The 17,334-nt window shown below is 56.4% G+C and carries 14 protein-coding genes; 7 read left to right on the forward strand and 7 right to left on the reverse strand.

Going from position 1 to position 17,334, the window contains the following annotated elements; genetic code table 11:
• Positions 1 to 9 precede the first annotated feature (9 nt).
• From KRAC_RS12450 to KRAC_RS69085, 3 genes are read left to right on the forward strand one after another with little or no spacing between them, the layout of a single operon-like run.
• Complete coding sequence (locus KRAC_RS12450) at positions 10 to 1,335, forward strand: beta-ketoacyl-[acyl-carrier-protein] synthase family protein (RefSeq protein WP_007907420.1); 1,326 nt, start codon at positions 10 to 12, stop codon at positions 1,333 to 1,335.
• The gene (locus KRAC_RS12455; protein WP_040442429.1) at positions 1,319 to 2,593 is read left to right on the forward strand and encodes a beta-ketoacyl-[acyl-carrier-protein] synthase family protein; all 1,275 of its coding nucleotides are present in this window, start codon (positions 1,319 to 1,321) and stop codon (positions 2,591 to 2,593) included. Before KRAC_RS12450 ends, KRAC_RS12455 begins: the two co-directional genes overlap by 17 nt.
• Positions 2,590 to 4,353, forward strand: coding sequence for an FAD-dependent monooxygenase (locus KRAC_RS69085; RefSeq protein ID WP_083814608.1), 1,764 nt, complete (start codon positions 2,590 to 2,592; stop codon positions 4,351 to 4,353). The genes KRAC_RS12455 and KRAC_RS69085 overlap by 4 nt, the downstream gene beginning before the upstream one ends.
• A gap of 246 nt (positions 4,354 to 4,599) precedes the next feature.
• On the opposite strand, the gene KRAC_RS12465 is transcribed toward KRAC_RS69085, so the two are convergent.
• The 3 genes from KRAC_RS12465 to KRAC_RS12475 form a co-directional block, all read right to left on the reverse strand.
• Complete coding sequence (locus KRAC_RS12465; RefSeq protein WP_007907427.1) at positions 4,600 to 6,108, reverse strand: gluconokinase; 1,509 nt, start codon at positions 6,106 to 6,108, stop codon at positions 4,600 to 4,602.
• A gap of 93 nt (positions 6,109 to 6,201) precedes the next feature.
• Positions 6,202 to 6,879, reverse strand: coding sequence for a uracil-DNA glycosylase (gene ung / locus KRAC_RS12470; RefSeq protein ID WP_007907429.1), 678 nt, complete (start codon positions 6,877 to 6,879; stop codon positions 6,202 to 6,204).
• A gap of 172 nt (positions 6,880 to 7,051) precedes the next feature.
• A complete protein-coding gene (locus KRAC_RS12475) occupies positions 7,052 to 8,020 on the reverse strand; it encodes an aldo/keto reductase (protein WP_007907435.1) in 969 nt (322 codons plus the stop codon).
• A 245-nt stretch (positions 8,021 to 8,265) separates the two neighbouring features.
• On the opposite strand from KRAC_RS12475, the gene KRAC_RS12480 reads away from it, so the two are divergent.
• Positions 8,266 to 9,519 (forward strand): cysteine desulfurase-like protein, encoded by a 1,254-nt coding sequence (locus KRAC_RS12480; RefSeq protein ID WP_007907436.1) that lies wholly within the window; start codon positions 8,266 to 8,268, stop codon positions 9,517 to 9,519.
• A gap of 57 nt (positions 9,520 to 9,576) precedes the next feature.
• Here KRAC_RS12480 and KRAC_RS12485 read toward each other — a convergent pair whose 3' ends face one another.
• Genes KRAC_RS12485 through KRAC_RS12495 form a run of 3 tightly spaced genes read right to left on the reverse strand, consistent with a single transcriptional unit; the run spans position 9,577 to position 12,238 of the window.
• Positions 9,577 to 11,463 (reverse strand): DUF4097 family beta strand repeat-containing protein, encoded by a 1,887-nt coding sequence (locus KRAC_RS12485; protein WP_007907437.1) that lies wholly within the window; start codon positions 11,461 to 11,463, stop codon positions 9,577 to 9,579.
• A gap of 12 nt (positions 11,464 to 11,475) precedes the next feature.
• Positions 11,476 to 11,877, reverse strand: coding sequence for an SHOCT-like domain-containing protein (locus KRAC_RS12490; protein WP_007907438.1), 402 nt, complete (start codon positions 11,875 to 11,877; stop codon positions 11,476 to 11,478).
• 4 nt (positions 11,878 to 11,881) lie between these two features.
• Entirely contained in the window at positions 11,882 to 12,238 is a 357-nt protein-coding gene (locus KRAC_RS12495; RefSeq protein WP_007907440.1) for a DUF2089 domain-containing protein, read from the reverse strand.
• A 176-nt stretch (positions 12,239 to 12,414) separates the two neighbouring features.
• Here KRAC_RS12495 and KRAC_RS71130 point away from each other — a divergent pair, with 176 nt between their 5' ends.
• Entirely contained in the window at positions 12,415 to 12,930 is a 516-nt protein-coding gene (locus KRAC_RS71130) for a helix-turn-helix domain-containing protein (protein ID WP_007905169.1), read from the forward strand.
• Complete coding sequence (locus tag KRAC_RS71135) at positions 12,927 to 13,544, forward strand: transposase (protein ID WP_007905171.1); 618 nt, start codon at positions 12,927 to 12,929, stop codon at positions 13,542 to 13,544. Before KRAC_RS71130 ends, KRAC_RS71135 begins: the two co-directional genes overlap by 4 nt.
• A gap of 93 nt (positions 13,545 to 13,637) precedes the next feature.
• Here the strand turns inward: KRAC_RS71135 and KRAC_RS12510 are convergent, their stop codons facing one another.
• Positions 13,638 to 13,847: a hypothetical protein gene (locus KRAC_RS12510; RefSeq protein ID WP_169460883.1), complete on the reverse strand. Its 210-nt coding sequence runs from the start codon at positions 13,845 to 13,847 to the stop codon at positions 13,638 to 13,640.
• 314 nt (positions 13,848 to 14,161) lie between these two features.
• On the opposite strand from KRAC_RS12510, the gene KRAC_RS12515 reads away from it, so the two are divergent.
• Positions 14,162 to 17,113, forward strand: a complete 2,952-nt coding sequence (locus KRAC_RS12515) for an FtsX-like permease family protein (RefSeq protein ID WP_007907448.1) — start codon at positions 14,162 to 14,164, stop codon at positions 17,111 to 17,113.
• The last annotated feature ends 221 nt before the right edge of the window (positions 17,114 to 17,334 follow it).

The raw sequence follows: 17,334 nt of genomic DNA on the forward strand, positions 1-17,334 counted from the left end.
GAATCTTTCATGGATGACTTACAGCTCCATTCCTCAGCCCCTTCCAGACGGCGGGTCGTCATTACAGGTCTCGGAGTTGTCGCTCCCAACGGGATTGGGAAAGACGATTTCTGGCAGGCGTGCGTGACTGGTCAATCGGGTATTCGCCACATCACACGCTTCGATGCCAGCACCCTCCCTGTACGTATCGCTGGCGAAGTCGCGCATTTTGAGCCGCAACGCCTGGGACTCACCCCTATGGAGATGACACACCTGGATCGCTGCACCCAATTCGCGGTTGCAGCGGCCAATCTGGCCTGGCAAGACGCGGGCCTTCCGTCTTCTCTCACACAGGAGGAGCGCGAACACTTCGGTGTCTACGTGGGGAGCGCGATGTCCTATGTAGAAGAGGGTGAGCGGCTCTGGCTACAACTTACCAAAGACGGTCTCCAGGGACTGGCCGACGATTCCATTAGCGCCACGTCCCTGATGACACACGCCTCCGCCATGAGCGTCGCTGCCCATCATCAGTTGCATGGTCCCAGCACGGTGATCGCGACTGGCTGTTCAGCGGGTGCGGATGCCATCGGCGAGGCCTACTGGCTTATTCAGGAGGGACAGGTAGAGCGTATGCTAGCCGGGGGGACGGATTCCGCGATCAGCCCCATAGGGTTGGATGTCTTCTGCGTCATGGGTGCGCTCAGCACCATCTATAACGATACGCCCGAACAGGCCTCGCGCCCCTATGATCATAAACGTGACGGCTTTGTCATGGCCGAAGGCGCCGGCATGCTTCTTTTGGAGGAGCGCGAGGCCGCCCTTGCCCGCGGCGCACACATCTACGCGGAAATTATTGGCTTTAACACCAATAGCAACGCCTATCATATGACAGCCTTGCCGTCCGATGGCGCGCCCCTCCACCATCTCCTGGAGCAGGCGATTGAGGATTGCCAACTGCGCTTCTCCGATCTTGGCTACATCAACTCGCATGGTAGCTCGACGCCGCCTAATGAAATCGCGGAGACCGCGGCCTATAAGGCGCTCTTCGGCGAATATGCCTATAAGATACCTATCAGCGCTACCAAGTCAATGATCGGGCATACCCAGGGAGCCGCCAGCGCGATTGAGGCTGTCGTGACCGCCATGGTTATCGATCAACAATTGCTGCCCCCAACCCTCAATCAGGAGCATCCCGATCCTTTCTGTGACCTTGATTATGTCCCCAATGTCGCTCGCGCAAGCGCCGTCAACGTAGCGCTCTCTCATTCTAGTGGCTTCGGCGGAGTCAATAGCGTCCTCGTCTTCGCTCAACCTGACTGGCTAAAAGAAACTATGGGTAATGAAAATTATGGCTAATAATCAGCAACGCCGAGTAGTGGTTACAGGTCTGGGTGTGGTCGCCCCTAATAGTATTGGAACCACCAACTTCTGGCAGGCCAGCCGCGATGGTATCTCAGGCATCACGCGCCTCGAGCCACATGAGAGCTACGCACATGCCAACCTGCCTCTCTGGGTAGCGGGGGCCGTTCGCGACTTCGTGACTGAAGATTATATTGACCGCAAGCTCGCCAATCGCACGGATCGCATGACGCACTTCGCCTTTGCCGCCATCCAGGAAGCTATTATGGATGCTGGACTCGACCTGGCGCAGGAGAATCCACGCCGCGTAGGGGCCGTCATCGCCAATGCTATGGGTGGGGTAGACTTTGTTCTTAAGCAATTACATACACTCTACACGCGGGGGCCGCGCTTTGTCAGCGCCTATACTGCTATCGCCTGGCTCAATGTGGCCAACGTTGGGCAGGCCGCTATTCGCTATAACATCCAGGGCTACTGTAAAACGCCCGTTAACGACGCGGTCAGCGGTCTCAATGCGCTTGGCATGGCTGCGGGAGCCATTCGTCGCAATACCGCGGATATGATTATCGCTGGCGGTTGCGAAGCTTTCCTCCATCCCCTGCTCCTGCGCGTCCTGGCCCAGCAGGGCGTTTGCACGACGAGCGATGATCCGAATGCCTATCGGCCCTTCGATCAACGAGCCACAGGTCTGATTCTGGCCGAAGGTGCGGGCATCTGTATTCTCGAAGAGTATGAGCACGCTCGCCGCCGTGGCGCAACCATCTATGGCGAACTCGTCGGCTATGGCCAGACCAATGAGGCCCAGGGCTTGCATGCCCCCTCCAGTGATGGCACTCAGTATGCACGCGCCATGTGCCAGGCCATGAACCAGGGAAGGCTACAAACCTCCGACCTGGCCTATGTACAGCTCGATGGACGTGCGCATCCCGCTTCGGACCAAGGCGAGGCCGAGGCTCTCAAACTGGCCTTTAGTGCCGAGAGCGAGCGCATCCCGGTCAGCGTTCCCCGCACCAGCATTGGCCATAGCTATGCCGCCGCCGGGGCCATCGACGCTCTGACCGCGCTCCTGGCCCTCAAGCATGGAGTGATTCCCCCAACGCTCAACTGCGATGATCCCGATCCACGCTACCACCTGAACCTGGTGCGCAATGAGGCCCGACCTATCGAGCACAAGGACGCACCTTCAGGGGTACTGGTCGCTGGTCGCGGCCTGGGCGGCTCCAATGTTGTCCTGGCATTCACACAGGAGCCATGATGCAAGAGGAACCACACCTGGAATGGGTGCGTGCCGAAGATGATCTCCTGGATCATCTTCGGCACGCACCCATTCCAGGCAAGCTACCAGCCTATAGCTCGGTCATCATTGTGGGGGCCGGTCCAACCGGGCTGGCTGCCGCCAATCTCCTGGGCCTGCTTGGCGTCTCGACACTGCTCATAGAGCGCAACGAGGGGCTCTGCACGTTTCCACGCGCCATTTCAATTGACGACGAGGGGTTGCGCATCTGCCAGGCCATAGGACTACGCGATGCGCTTCTGCCCTCTATGCGCCTGGGGACAGAGGCACACTATCTCTCAGGACCTCATCTCCTCGCGCGCGTGGCCCCCACTCAGCAGCGCAATGGCTTCCCCTTGATCTCTACCTTTCACCAGCCAACCTTTGAGCAGGCCCTGCTCCAGGGGCTTGCACGCTTCCCACATGTGCATATCTGCTTCCAGCATGAACTGCTCACCTTTAGACAGGACGAGAACGAGGTCTTGCTCACCCTACGTACACCAGGCGAGCAGCAGGTCCAGGTGCGATGCGCCTTCTTACTGGCCTGTGATGGAGGGCGTAGCCCCGTACGCCATGCCCTCGCACTCATCATGCACGCCCCCTCCTTAAGTCAGGCACTTCTCCCCCTGGCAGCCAGACTGAGGAAACCAGTACAGGCAAGACAGGCCCCCCAGCGCTGGCTGGTCGTGGATTGTGTCGAGGACGATGATCCCGCGAACGCCATTATTTTCTTCTGCAATCCCACACGGCCCGCGGTGACGGTACCCGCGCCCGCTCAGGGCCGCCGCTGGGAGTTTATGCTGCACCCGCAGGAACAGAGCGAGGATATGCTACGCGAGGAGCGCATCCAGGCGCTTATTAGGCAATCGCGGCTAGCCCAGCGACACTGGTCCTCGGGGAAGCCAGCACAGATCTCTCGCAAAGCGGTCTACACCTTCTATGCGACCATGACCTCACGCCTCGCTCATCATCGCGTCTTCCTGCTCGGCGATGCCGCGCACCTGATGCCGCCCTTTGGTGGACAGGGCATGAATAGCGGCCTGCGCGATGTACATAATCTCTGCTGGAAGGTCGCGCTCGTCCTCCAGCGGCGCGCGGGTCAGTCGATCCTCGCCAGCTACCAGGGCGAGCGTGTGCCACACATCCGCGAGATGATTCTCTTCTCCTCCACCCTGGGCAAAATCATCATGCCCACCAACCGCCTGGTCGCACTACTACGCGATCTCCTCCTGCGGGGAGTCATAGCACGCATCTCGGCGTTTACGGAGAGTCTACGCGAGATGCGCGTCAAACCGCAGCCCCGCTATAGCCAGGGACTCATCCTGTCTACACGCCTGCCAGGTTTTCGCCATGTCCCTGGCTCCTACCTACCCCAACCTCAGATGCTCACCCGCGCACATCAGCCCCTGGCCCTCGATGACCTGCTTGGTCCGGGTTTTAGCCTCATCCGGCTCGCCCCCGAGGAGGACCTGGTGGGGGCCCCCTTGCAGCACCCGGCCTGGTCACGCCTTAAGCCTCGCTATATCGTGCTCGTTCCGCGCTTGCGCCACGTCCCCTCAAAGCAGTACTTCTCACCCCATATCACACCAGCCTATGATCTTGATGGCTCCCTGCAGGCCCTCTTTCAGGGACGACACGATCTCTACCTACTGGTGCGCCCTGACCGCTACATCCTCGGGGTTTTCCGCACCAACGAAGCAACCGCGTTCGCGCACCGCCTGTTACGTCTGCTGGATTTATAAATGTTACATTCTTGAATTGGACATAACAACATGGCAAAGCTTGCTGGAAGCATCGCATCTCTGCAAACCCGTACTATGAATGAAATGCGCATTTTTGTTAGTAGGGACCCGGTAAACCGGATCCCTACCAACAAAAATGACATCTTACATTTGTATTGTATGCTTGGCAGAGCTGCCAAGCATACAATACAAATGCTTTTTTTATAGTATTTATCAATCAGCATCGTTAAGGTTCACACATAGTCCCTACAGGGGCTCTTGCAGCATATGGTACAGCTTCTGTTGGCGCACCAGACCTTGCTGATAGATACTGCCCAGCTTCGCATCTGGTGTCTTGCTCTCCCCGAGGTTGGGTTTGACCTTTGTGATATCCTCGATCAGGCCCAGCGCCTCAAGCGCCAGCAGGGCTGCACCACGCGAGGAGGCTTCGGAGTCACGTGAGGGATAGATCGGCGCACCAAGTGTGTCGGCTAGAATCTGCTGCATCAATGGCATACCCAGGACCGCTCCGCCATTGCAGATCACCTGCGGCACATGCTGCTCCTCAAGCGGGAGCACGCGATGCAGCTCGTCATAGACCTGCTTTAACTGATAGGCCAGGGATTCGATACCTGCACGCAGTAACATACCTGGCGTCGTATGCAGCGAGAGGCCCGCAATCGTCATGCGGCGCGAACCCTGCCAGCCCAGGCTGCGCTCACCCGAAATAAAGGGCAGGATCGTCAGACCATGCCCATCAGGCTCAATGGCTTGCGCAAGCTGTTCCGCTTTCTTGAGATCCTCCAGCCTCAGCGTGTCTCGCAACCAGGCGAGCACGTTCCCGCCCTGGCTCAAGGCCCCTCCGACAACGGCTCGCTTGCCATCGACCAGGTAGAGCCACAGACCCATGGAGGGAACGACCTGCTCCGGCTCCACGATGGTGCGAATCGCGCTGGAGGTGCCCATCGTCAAGGCCCAGCGCCCCAGCGTTGTCGCGCCTGAGCCGACATTCGCCACCGCGCCATCGCCCAGGGCGGGGAACCAGGTCACCTTTTGTAGCTGCGGCCAGCGCTGCTGATATGCGTCCGCCAGCCCTGTAATCCCATCCTTATAGTCGCCAAGCTGTGGCAACTGCCCATCTTTGATCCCTAAATATTGCACCAGTTCGCCATCCCAGGCCCGCTCACGAATATTGAGCATACCCGTGCCCGAGGCCATCGAGAGGCTACACACTGATTTGCCCAGGAACATGCGGTGCAGGTACTCACCATAGGAGATCCACCGCGTTATCCTGCTGTACACCTCTTTCTGCTCCCGCGCCAACCAGGTTAGCTTCGCTGGCCAGTAGCTGGCATGAAAGCGGGTGCCAACGCGCTGGTGTACCTTCTGCTCGTCCAGGTGCTCGCCCAGTGTTTGCACCATCGATGCCGGGCGCGTATCCTCCCAGGTGATTACCGGTGTGAGCGCTTTATTCTGAGCATCTACGCCAACCAGGCTATGCCAGAAGGTATCCAGGGCCACGGCCTTGATCTCGCTGGCCCGCGTCCCCATCTGATACAATACCTCGTCAATGGTAGTGGCAACGACCTCCGTCAATATATCCGCATTGAGACTGGCCTCGCCATCATGGCTGGTCGTCAATTGATACTTTTTTTGTGATCCAACGCCTGTGACTCCCTGCCCCCTGGCGTCGAAGAGCAAAGCGCGCGTCGAAGAGGTACCGACATCAAGCGCCAGGACATATGGGGCAATATATGCTTGCTGATTCTCAATCATAGTCTTTCATCTCTCAGATTAGTGATGTGGTGCGCTGTGGCAGCCTGTGGCATTGAGCAGCGTCGGGCAACTTTCACCACATCACTAATCTTACTATAAATTGGGCAACTGCCAGTTGATCTCTGGCTTGCCCGCTTCGCGCAGGGCTGCGTTGATGGCGGAGAAGGGACGGCTACCAAAGAAACCGTTGCGCGCCGAGAGTGGCGAGGGGTGAGCCGACTCAATGATGCGATGTTTGGTGGTGTCGATGAGGGCCTTCTTCTTCTGGGCATAACCACCCCAGAGTACGAAGACAACCTGGTCATCCTTGGCGTTGACGCGCCGGATAATCTCGTCCGTAAACTTCTCCCAACCGTGATTCTTATGCGAATTGGGTTCGTGGGCACGCACGGTCAGTACGGCATTGAGCATCAGGATACCCTGTTCCGCCCAGGGAACCAGGTAGCCATTGTTCGGAATTTGAAAACCGACATCATTGCGCAATTCTTTGAACATGTTGACCAGCGAGGGTGGGGGCTTAATGCCTGGACGCACCGAGAAACAGAGGCCGTGCGCCTGGTTGTTGTCGTGATAGGGGTCCTGTCCCAGCAAGAGTACATTGACTTTGTCGTAGGGGGTCAAACGCAGGGCCGAGAAGAGATCTTCTTCTGGGGGAAACACTTCATAATGAGCCCGCTCGTTATCCACGAACGCCTCTAATTTCTTGAAATAGTCCTTCTCCAGTTCGCCATTGAGCACTTCATGCCAGCTCTCAGGAATATTAATGAGCATAATGACGCTACAACATCCTCTCTTGTAATATGTCGCGATGAGTATTGATAATACCTCTACTCTACTCTTCTTTATGCTCTCTTGAATAGCGGTTACCCCCAGACGTACTATAAATATCAGAATGAATGTGAGGGCCTGGTCGGGCAGATGCCCGACCAGGCCCTCACATTCATCAGACCTGGACCGGGTGTTTCTGCATGAATTGCTCAATTTGATCAAGCTCTAACTCGCTGAGACGCAGTTCGGCGGCGGGCAACAGATCCTCGATCTGGTTGGGATGCCTGGCGCCAACGATCGCACCGGTTACCGCTGGATTGCTCAAGACCCAGGCAATGGCGACGACTCCCGCCCCCACGTTATGTGGAAAGCCAATGTCTTCGGTGAGCATCTTCGCCAGCTCCAGGTTGCGCTCAAGACGGGGCGACTGGAAATCAGGGCTGTTCTTACGCCAGTCATCATCAGGCATCTGCGCGACACGCTCTTTCGTCATGCGGCCCGAGAGCAGGCCCGAACTCATGGGCGAGTAAACGATGACGCCGATATTTTCGCGCTCGCAATAGGGTAGGAGGTCTCTCTCGGCATCGCGATTGAGCAACGAGTACGGGGGCTGTAATGTCTCCACGGGTCCGTATTTCTTACAGCGCTCCATCTGCTCAACGCTAAAGTTTGAGACACCAATGGCACGCACCTTGCCCTGCTCCTTGAGCTTTACCAGCGTGCTCCAGCCCTCTTCAATATCCTCCTCCGGTTGTGGCCAGTGGATCTGATAGAGGTCGATGACATCCACATCCAGGCGTCTCAGGCTATCCTCTACCTCGCGCTGGATCGAGGCCGCCTTTAAACTTGGTACAATTTCGCGCCGCTCAGTCCAGGTACGCTCACACTTGGTAAAGATATAAGGCTTCTCGCCTCGCCCCTGAAGGGCTTTGCCAACGATCTCCTCGGCATGTCCCAGACCATAGACAGCCGCCGTATCGATCCAGTTGACCCCCAGGTCAATGGCGCGATGGATGGTCGCGATTGACTCATTATCATCCTGTGAACCCCAGCCAAATTGCCAGTTGCCGCCGCCAATAGCCCAGGCACCCAGGCCAATGGGAGTGATCTCCATGCCAGTTTTTCCAAACGTTCGCGTATGCATGCGTTCTCTAACCTTCTTTCTAAGCACTCTCATACCATACTGTTTTCTACACGGGGTGCTCTTCTTCCATGTTACAGATATGGGCCTATATGTCTTAACAAACGCCATATATACGTTGTTTCTGCCGCCTGCGGCGGCAAGAGGGAAAAGAAATTGGGGACTGGTGCCGTTGGCGCGAAGAATCTCCTGATGTTGGGCGTGATAGAATGAAGGACTTGATTGATCGCTAGTTATTGGAGGTTTCTATGCTTGATATCGAGGCGGTACGTTCTCGCTTCCCGTCACTCAATAATGAAATGGTGTTCTTTGACAATCCCGGTGGGACGCAGATCGCGCAGGATGTACTGCGCCGCATGCAACATTATTTACTCAATACCAATGCCAATCACGGCGGGGCCTTTACGACCAGCCTACGCTCAGACTCTGTGGTCTACGAGGCCCGGCAGGCCATGGCCGATTTCTTAAATGCCGCGCGCCCGGAGGAGATTGTCTTTGGGCAGAATATGACCAGCCTGACCCTCCATATCAGCAGGAGTCTTGCGCTTCTGCTCCAGCCCGGCGATGAGATCGTTGTCACGCGCCTGGACCATGACGCCAATATTGCCCCCTGGCTGCTCATCGCACGCGACCGAGGCTGCACGATCCGCTGGGTAGATATTCATCCAGAGGATTGCACGCTTGATATGCAGGACCTGGAGCGCCAGGTCACGCCGCGTACAAAGCTGGTGGCCATTGGCTACGCCTCAAACGCCGTGGGGACCATCAACGATGTCAAGCGGGCCATTGAACTGGCTCACCAGGCTGGCGCGCTCTGCTTTATCGATGCCGTTCAATATGCGCCGCATCGCTTTATCGATGTGCAGGAGCTCGATTGTGATCTGCTGGCTTGCTCAGGCTACAAGTTCTTTGGCCCGCATATTGGTATCCTCTATGGAAAGTATGAGCTGCTGCAAAAGCTGGAGGCCTACAAGGTCCGTCCCGCCGATAATGAGCCTCCCGAAAAATTCGAGACGGGCACGCAGAGCTTTGAGTCTATTGCGGGCCTGTTGGGTTGCCTGGAGTACCTGGCCTGGCTTGGCACGACCTTTGGCGCCTCGTTCACGCATCAGCACCAGGAGCTACTCACCGGTCGGCGCCTGGCCCTACGCCAGGCCATGGAGGTCATCAATGCCTACGAAAGCGAGCTGAGCCAGACCATCTTGCAGGCGCTGACACCACTGCCCGGCCTCAAGCTCTATGGCATTGCCGATCCCCAACGATTGCAAGAGCGCGTTCCCACCTTCTCCTTCTCTCTGGAAGGCTGGCGGCCACGCGAGCTAGCGGAACAGCTCGCCGTCGAGCATTTCAACGTCTGGGACGGCAACTACTACGCCGTTGAAGTGATGACGCGCCTGGGCCTGGAAGAACAGGGCGGCCTCCTCCGCGTTGGCCTCGCCCACTACAACACTCATACAGAGATCGAGCGCCTGGGCCGCGCACTCAGCGCACTAAAAAAATAATCGTAAAAATACTATGCGGTTGGCGCGCCAACCGCATAGTATTTTTACGATTATAACTTACTCTCCCAGGGCTTCGAGCAGCATATCGCCTTCTTCGGGCGAGACGCGGCCTTCGGCGATCATGCGTAGGATCGCCAGGCGCTCCTGCTCGACATTCACTGGGGCCTTGGGGGTACCAACCTTCTCCTCTTCTTCAACCTCACCAGCAGCCACGGGCACCTCAGGCATGCTCCGCTCATCGGGTGCCTCAAAGTCCTCCAGGTGCTCCAGGTCTGGTTCCTCGACCTCTAAATCCTCCAGGTGACTTCGAGGAGGTGCAGGAGGAGCAGGTGCTACGGGAGGCGCCGGGGGAACGGGGGCCTGCGGCGGAGTTGGCGGCGCTGGAGGTGTAGGTGGTGTAGGCGGTGTAGGCGGTACGGGAATTTGCAGGTTTCTCAGAGCCTGCTCTACCGCGTCCAGTGCTCCATAGACGCCTTCCGCTGTGGCCTTGCGCGCCTGGTCCATGATACGCTCCAGGCGACCACGATCCATATGCCATTCGCGATTATTGATGCGTATATTCACGCGCTCAGCCTGCCTGCTGGCTCGGCGTGACATACGCTCGGCCATGCGTTCCTGCTTCTCGGCGAAACCGCGTGCCCGGCGCATCTGCTCCTCGTTTGTCTGCGCGAGGGCGTCATTGACCATGCGCGAGATATCATGGCCGAGCTCCTGGCCCATACGCGCCATCTCAGAGGAGAAGTCGCTCCAATCCCACACGCCCGCCGCGCTACTGCTGCTACGCGGATCTTCGTTGCCACGCAACCTGAGATCTCCACCCACATGCAGATCTAGATGCGCCGATCCATTGCCATAGACCAGGTTTACCTGGTTGCCAGTCCGGCTCGCGACCACGGCGCGTCCACTGATATCACCTCCGACAAATGCGCGTAGGGTCAGGTCAGGCTGAGGTGGCAGAGTGACGGCGGCATCGCCTCCCACGTGCATTTGAGCCACACTATCCGGCGGAAAACTAGCGTGCAAGTCAAGGTCTCCACCGATATTTCCGGCTTTGATGCTTCTCTGAATGGCTTTGAGTGAAGCGTCGCCTCCAACCTCGCTAAAGGCCAGGTCTCCTATAACGCTGATCACATCTAGGTCGGCGCCAATCACGCCCAGCTTCGCCTCACCTGAGATACCACGCAGCGCGCAATCGCCATTGACGTTCCCCACCTGGAGCTGTGAGGCCCCTTTGACCTCAAGATCCCCACCGACATTACCAACCGTAATCTCGCCATTCCCCGCGGTTGAGGCATCACCTCCGACGTTGTTGACCTGTAAGCTTAAGAAGCCCTTAACATTGAGATCGCCACCAACATCTGCCAGCCGCAACGCGCCATCGATACCTGTAGCACTAAAATCGCCCGCACACTGGCGTGCGCTCACTTCACCTACCGCCCTGATCTCCACGTCGCCCGCGACCTCTTGCAGTTCGACCAGGCGCGCGATATCACATTCCAGGCTACCCTGGATCGCGCCCTCAGCCCGTAGGGTCGCGACATTATGGATTTCAACGTCGCCTTGTACATCTCTTAAGGTGACGTCTCCGTGCACTTCGCTGACCTCAAGATTGCCTTCGATACTTTCGAGATACGCCTCGGTATGAATTTTTGTCACCTCGACATCGCCGCCCATCCGGCGCAGATCCACGCGTTGCACCTCACTTACCTGCGTGTCTCCATGCGCGTTGCTGATCTCGATTGAACTCTCATAGGGGACCCATAGCTCAAGGTCGTCAGAACTGCCACTGATGGTCAGCGTGTCCCCCTCGGATTGCACACTCTCAACATGTCCATCCGCCTCCAGCTTGATGTTTTGCTCGCCCCAGCCACGCACACTTACATCATTCCAAATGTCTATAAGAACGATACGCTGGATGCCGTTTGCCGCGAATGTCTGCTCCATAATAATGCTCCTCTACTCAATAAAAATCTCGAGACGCTCGCCGTTCTCAAGGTCTTGCAGATCTAAAAGACGTCCGCTCGCTCCACGATCAATCGCACTCAATAGATCTTCTACACTGTTGCTTTTGAGCTGTGGCAACACCTGTACGCCAAGGCGCAGGGCCGCCCGCACCAGGCTGACCGGTATCGTCGCCGTTACATGCACACGCTGTTTACCAGCTTTTGTCTGGGTTCCCAGCGTGGTCGCGCGCACCCGTAGCAGACGATCTCTTCTGTTTGCGAGCAGGCTACGCGTGTCATGGCGCTCTTGTTCGTCCTCCAGGGCATCAAAGAGTTCGCTGGCCTCCCTGGAACTGAGCTGGCCTGTCTCGACCAGTTGCAGAATTTGCTCCCGCTCGTCTTTTGTCGCAGCCATGGCGCTATCCCTTCAGCAGGCGCATCGCCTCCTCGACACTGATCTCCTTGGATGCCAGTCGGTCGAGAACAGCCCGGCGGTCGACGCGCGTCTCCTCTGGGGTTCCACCCAGCGCGGCGACGATCTCATCCAGGCGGCTACGCGCCGTGTTATAGGCCACATTCATTTCAGCGGCCAGCTTCTGGATGTTCCCCCGGTACTTGACCATAAGCTCCACAAAGTCCAGCTGCTCTCGCGTCAAGCGACCAATCCATCCCAGGCTAAATTGACCCTCAATCACAATACCACTCTCGGGGCACTCCAGCCGCGTCACGACCAGTTCATTTCCACTAACGGGATCCCGTGTAATCAATGGATGCATATGCGTTTCTCTCTCCTCATTTCGCCACGCCCCGACTTGCGCAGGTGCGCTTGCAACCTACTGCCATGGCCTGTCAGAGACATGGAATATAGTTCTTTTTGTGGATCGTACAGATGCAAATACTTGCTAGTGCAATCGTCCAAAAGAAAGTAGGAAAGTAGCCGATATGAGAAGGTATGCAACCCATTTTCATTCGACCACTCACCGAATCCGAGCGAGCCCATATCGAGGCTCACTTACGCTCCGGCTCAGCCTTTGTGCTACGCCGTTGCCAGATCCTTCTGGCTTCAGCCCGTGGAGAGCGAGCCATCGCCATTGCGCGGCAGCTGGGCTGCGACGACCAGACAGTGCGCAATGTGATCAAAGACTTCAACGAGCAGGGGCTCGACGTGCTCAAGAAGGAGTCCTGTCGCCCTCATCGGCTACGCACCAGCATTGCCGACGAGAATCTGCCAGCCTTGCGCGATCTGCTCCATCGCAGCCCGCGCGATTTTGGGATCGAGCGCAATCTCTGGTCTCTCCCACTGGTGGCGCAAATCTGCTTGTCACAAGGACTCGTAGCTGCCCCGACCACTGCTGCCAGTGTCCGCCGCGCGCTCAAGCGCTTGGGCGTCAGTTGGAAACGAGCCAAGCACTGGATTACCAGCCCCGATCCGCAGTATGCACGAAAAAAAAGGCTCGTGACCGCTTGATCGCGTACGCTCAACCCCGCTCTGATTGGGCCATTGGCTTCCTCGACGAGGTCTGGTGGAGCCGATTTGCTCTTCCACGCCTTCACACCTGGCAAGATCCAGAGTACCCAGTCCGTTTGGTTGAGCAATCCTGGCAAAAGAATGACCCTGACCCAAAAGCATTGGCGTGCTATGGGGTTCTCTGGCAAAACGGAACCACGGAGGAACCCGTGCGAGAGCAGATGTGGCTTCGTTTTGTCACAGGACGCCCGGTGAGTGAGATCACCATCCAGTTTCTGGACTGGTGTTGTCAGCAATTGGCCGCACAAGGCAAACGTCAGTGGCTCCTCATCTGGGACAACGCCTCCTGGCATGTGAGTAAGATGGTGCGCACCTGGATCAGAAAACACAACCTCGCTGTCAAACAAACGGACGAAGGGGTACGGATTTTGCCTTTCCAACTGCCCACCAAAAGTCCCTGGCTCAATCCAATTGAGCCCAAGTGGGTGCATGGCAAACGCAATGTGGCCGAAACCAATGGGCTGCTTTCGGCTCACCACCTCGCTGAGCGAGTCTGTGCCTATTATGGGTGTGCATATGAGCCACATTTATCTCTTCCCGAAAAGGTTTCGTAATCTTGCACTAGCTCAGTGTTTACACTGCCAGACCGCTTGTGTTGAGACGATAAGGGCGGGAGTAATGCTCTCGACCATCAGGGTTTTCTCGCCTTAGCGCAAGAAGAGTTCGTAGCTTCTGACCGTTCCCATGGCCTCCATCTTGCGACCCAGGGCGGCGACACGGCGCCCCATCCCGGCAATGGTACGCCGACCCATACCTGGATCACGCAGGCGTGCCACGGCATCGCTATAGCAACACTGCTCCGCCATCGCCTGTAGTTCCTGATACCGCAACGCCATCATCTCTTCTGGTCTCTGCATACCCATCACTAGCACATCCTTTCCTTGTAACTAACGAATATTTGCACTTGACTAGAATTTTCTATTAACCACATGGCAATAATACCATCCAATAACAATAAATGTCAATATATTTGGCAATTAAAATCAAGACACTGACAATATTCGTTCAAAACAGGGCTATTTTTTACAGTCTGGCATTGCCCGGTGCTATTTCAATCGAGAGGGAAAGAAACAGGTCTTCCCATCGTGAGCATTGTAGCGAAAAATTCGTATACATAAGAGAATGCATCTATGAATCAGGATAGACAACTTGTAAGGCGAAGGACATCGAGATGACGACACTTACCAGGCCACACCTCATGACGGCACGCTCTAGACAGTCTGAGCTTCTTTCTATGATTACTCTGGCGCTATGGCGTCTGCGCCACAGCGCCTTTATGCTCTTTATGACCGGCCTGGGTACAGTGTGCGCGGTCATGATCATCTGCGCCCTCCCTGTCCTTCAAGTCGTTACGACGACTGCGGCTCTGCGCGACCTGCTACGCGCCACACCTTCAAATTCAGAGCTTATGGTCCAGGTCAGTTCCAGAACCCTTGCCAGCGCCAGGTACGCCCAACAAAGCCAGCAGTTGGGGCAGCCCTTCACGCAACAGATGACCCCTTATTTAACCAGCGCTCCCCCACAAGCAACTTTACAAGTTCTCAATTTGCCTGTTATCTCGCCTCTTCCTATTTCTCATGTCGCTACGTTTACTCTTATGGGCGTCAACGTACCAGAGGCATCTTCCCATCTAAAAGTGCTCCAGGGGCGCCTCCCCCAGGAAAACACGTCCGGGCCTCTCGAAATCGCGCTTTCACAAGAGACGGCACACGAACTGACCAAAGAGCCACTGCATATCGGAAGCCTCTTCAGCACAAACCTCAGTAGTAGATTGGACAGTAGCTCAGATCCCACAAAGTATACGCCGCGAGCTCTACAATTTCGTCTCGTTGGCATCTTTCAAACAATTGAGAACGATCCCTACTGGCATGGAGATACGCTCGATCCTACCGCGGAAGGTGATCCGCCTAAGAATATCCATTATCCCTTACTGCTCTCGCTCCCGGCCCTCCTTAAGCAGGCCGATCGGCTGGCTACACACGAGGTTCCAGGCTCTCAGATCATCTTAGAGAAACCATTTTCCCTCTACTGGTACCGGCATTTCGATATCGCCAGGATCTCAGTGTTACAATTCTCCGACCTGGAGCAACGGCTACATCTCTTGCAGGCCATCTACGCTAATAAATTTGGTAGCAATGCCAATAATCAGGCCCTGGATATCTCCAACATTTTTCTGGGCGGGGCCGCGATCTCCTATTACAATCAGCCCGGCATTCTAGAGCGCTTACAAAATCGCCTCTCGGTCTCCAATATTCCGATATTCCTTATCTCAGGTGCGATTGCGGCTCTCGTACTCTACTTTGTGGCAATTATGACCTCTCTGCTTGTTGGGCATCAAGCCAACACAATTACGATGCTGCGCAGTCGGGGAGCCAGCGGGCGCCAGGTCTTTCTGACCCTGGCCACGCAATGCCTGATCCTGGCCCTGCTGGCCTTACTGCTGGGTCCCTTGCTCGCCCTGGCCCTGGTCGCGTTCTTTGTTCCACGCCTCCTGCCCACTTCAACACTGGATGCGCTCAATGTGCTCTGGCCCAATCCCTTGCCCGTGCTCGCCCTTACCCCGGCCTATGCGCTTGGGGCCATATTCATCAGCCTCATCATTATGTTTTTCGCCCTCCAGCAAGCCCTACACAGCAATATTCTTGATCAGCGCCGCCAGGCAGCGCGTGCCTCACAGACACCGCTCTGGCAGCGCTTCTACCTGGATGTCATCCTCCTGGTGGTCTCACTTGTGGCCTATATCCTGGTGCTCTATACCTCTAGTTTCCCGGGTCTGCTCGACATTGGCACCTACCTGCTGGTAATTTCACCGCTACGCATCCTGGTGCCCATCTTCCTGGTTATTGCGCTGATGCTGCTCTTTTTGCGTCTCTTCCCGCTTCTCCTCAAGTTGGTGGCACACCTGGCTCAGCGGGGGAACTCAGCAGCGCCCATGCTAGCTTTTGCCCAGATGACGCGCTCACCGCAACGGGCCTTGCAGATGATCCTGCTCCTCTCCCTGGCCTGTGCCTTCGCTTTTATGTCGCTAATCTTTGCCACAACCCAGGATACACACCTAACCGATGTCACTAACTATCAGACGATGTCAGACTTCTCCGCCCAGATCTCCGACCTCGGCGAAGAGCCGCTGCGAGATACCTATGCTCGCTACCGCTCACTTCCTGGCGTCACCTCGCTCTCCATCGGCTATGTCAATGACGGAACCCTCACTGGCGAGACCCCCGGTCGCCTCTTCGCAATCGATAGCCAGACCTTTGCGCAAACCACACTCTGGCAATCGTCCAATTCTAGCAAGTCGCTGTCAGTTCTTATGCATGAATTAGCCGAGAAGAGCGCAAAAGCAAACTTCAAAGATGGCATTCCTGCCATTGTTGATGCCTCAACGTTGAATAATCTTAACTTGCATGTCGGCAGTACCTTCAGTATCAATGGGGCCTCGCTCGGCGATCAAACACTACACCTCGTCATTATTGATAGCGTCGACCATATCCAGTCGCTTAACAATAGCACCGATGCCGCCTTTAACCTCAGTAATCCTCTACCCAGCGGCGTCTTGATTGACTATGAGACAATGAACCGCTACCAGGTACAGGACGGTGGACAGATCACGACCCCTAATATGATCTGGATGCGCTCCCAGGACTCAAGCACAGCCCTTAAGGCGCTCCGCAATGCCTTGAGCGATCCCATGTTATCGCTGGTCAACATCGAGGATCGGCGCACGATGATCGATTCCCTGCACCAGGATCCTCAGACGCTGGAGTTGCTGGGACTCATTCTGATTGGAACGGTCACAGCTTTTGTTCTCGCGCTTTTCGGCAATTTTGTCGCGGCCTGGCAGAGCGCACGCTCTCGCCTGACCCACTTCGCGGTTCTCCGCGCGCTAGGCACCGACGCCTGCCAGGTTGCCCAGGTGCTCTTCTGGGAGCAATGCACGATCTACGGCACCGCGCTGGTGCTGGGCATATTCTTCGCGGCGGTCCTGGCACTGCTGGTCGTGCCCAACCTTGTCTTTACCACGACTCCCGTGAGTGGCGAGAATACCTATCTAGGGGGGCCGAGTTTTACGCGCTCCAGTATATTGTGCCAACACACATCATCTATCCCTCCTCGCTCTGGCTAGCGCTGGGCCTCTTCATTGCCATCTGCGTACTCGCAATCCTGATGATGATTCGCCTGGTGCTACGTCCAACCCTCTCCCACATGCTCCGCTTGAACGAAGATTAAAGCAAGAAGCTAGAGTAACGCCAGGCGGCAAGCCTGGTGTTACTCTAGCTTCTTTTAACCGAAAGTTTTTTTTTGCTTGTCGTGAGATTTTTATGGGACAGGACGTACTTATTTATG

This window comes from Ktedonobacter racemifer DSM 44963 (assembly GCF_000178855.1).
Lineage (GTDB): Bacteria > Chloroflexota > Ktedonobacteria > Ktedonobacterales > Ktedonobacteraceae > Ktedonobacter > Ktedonobacter racemifer.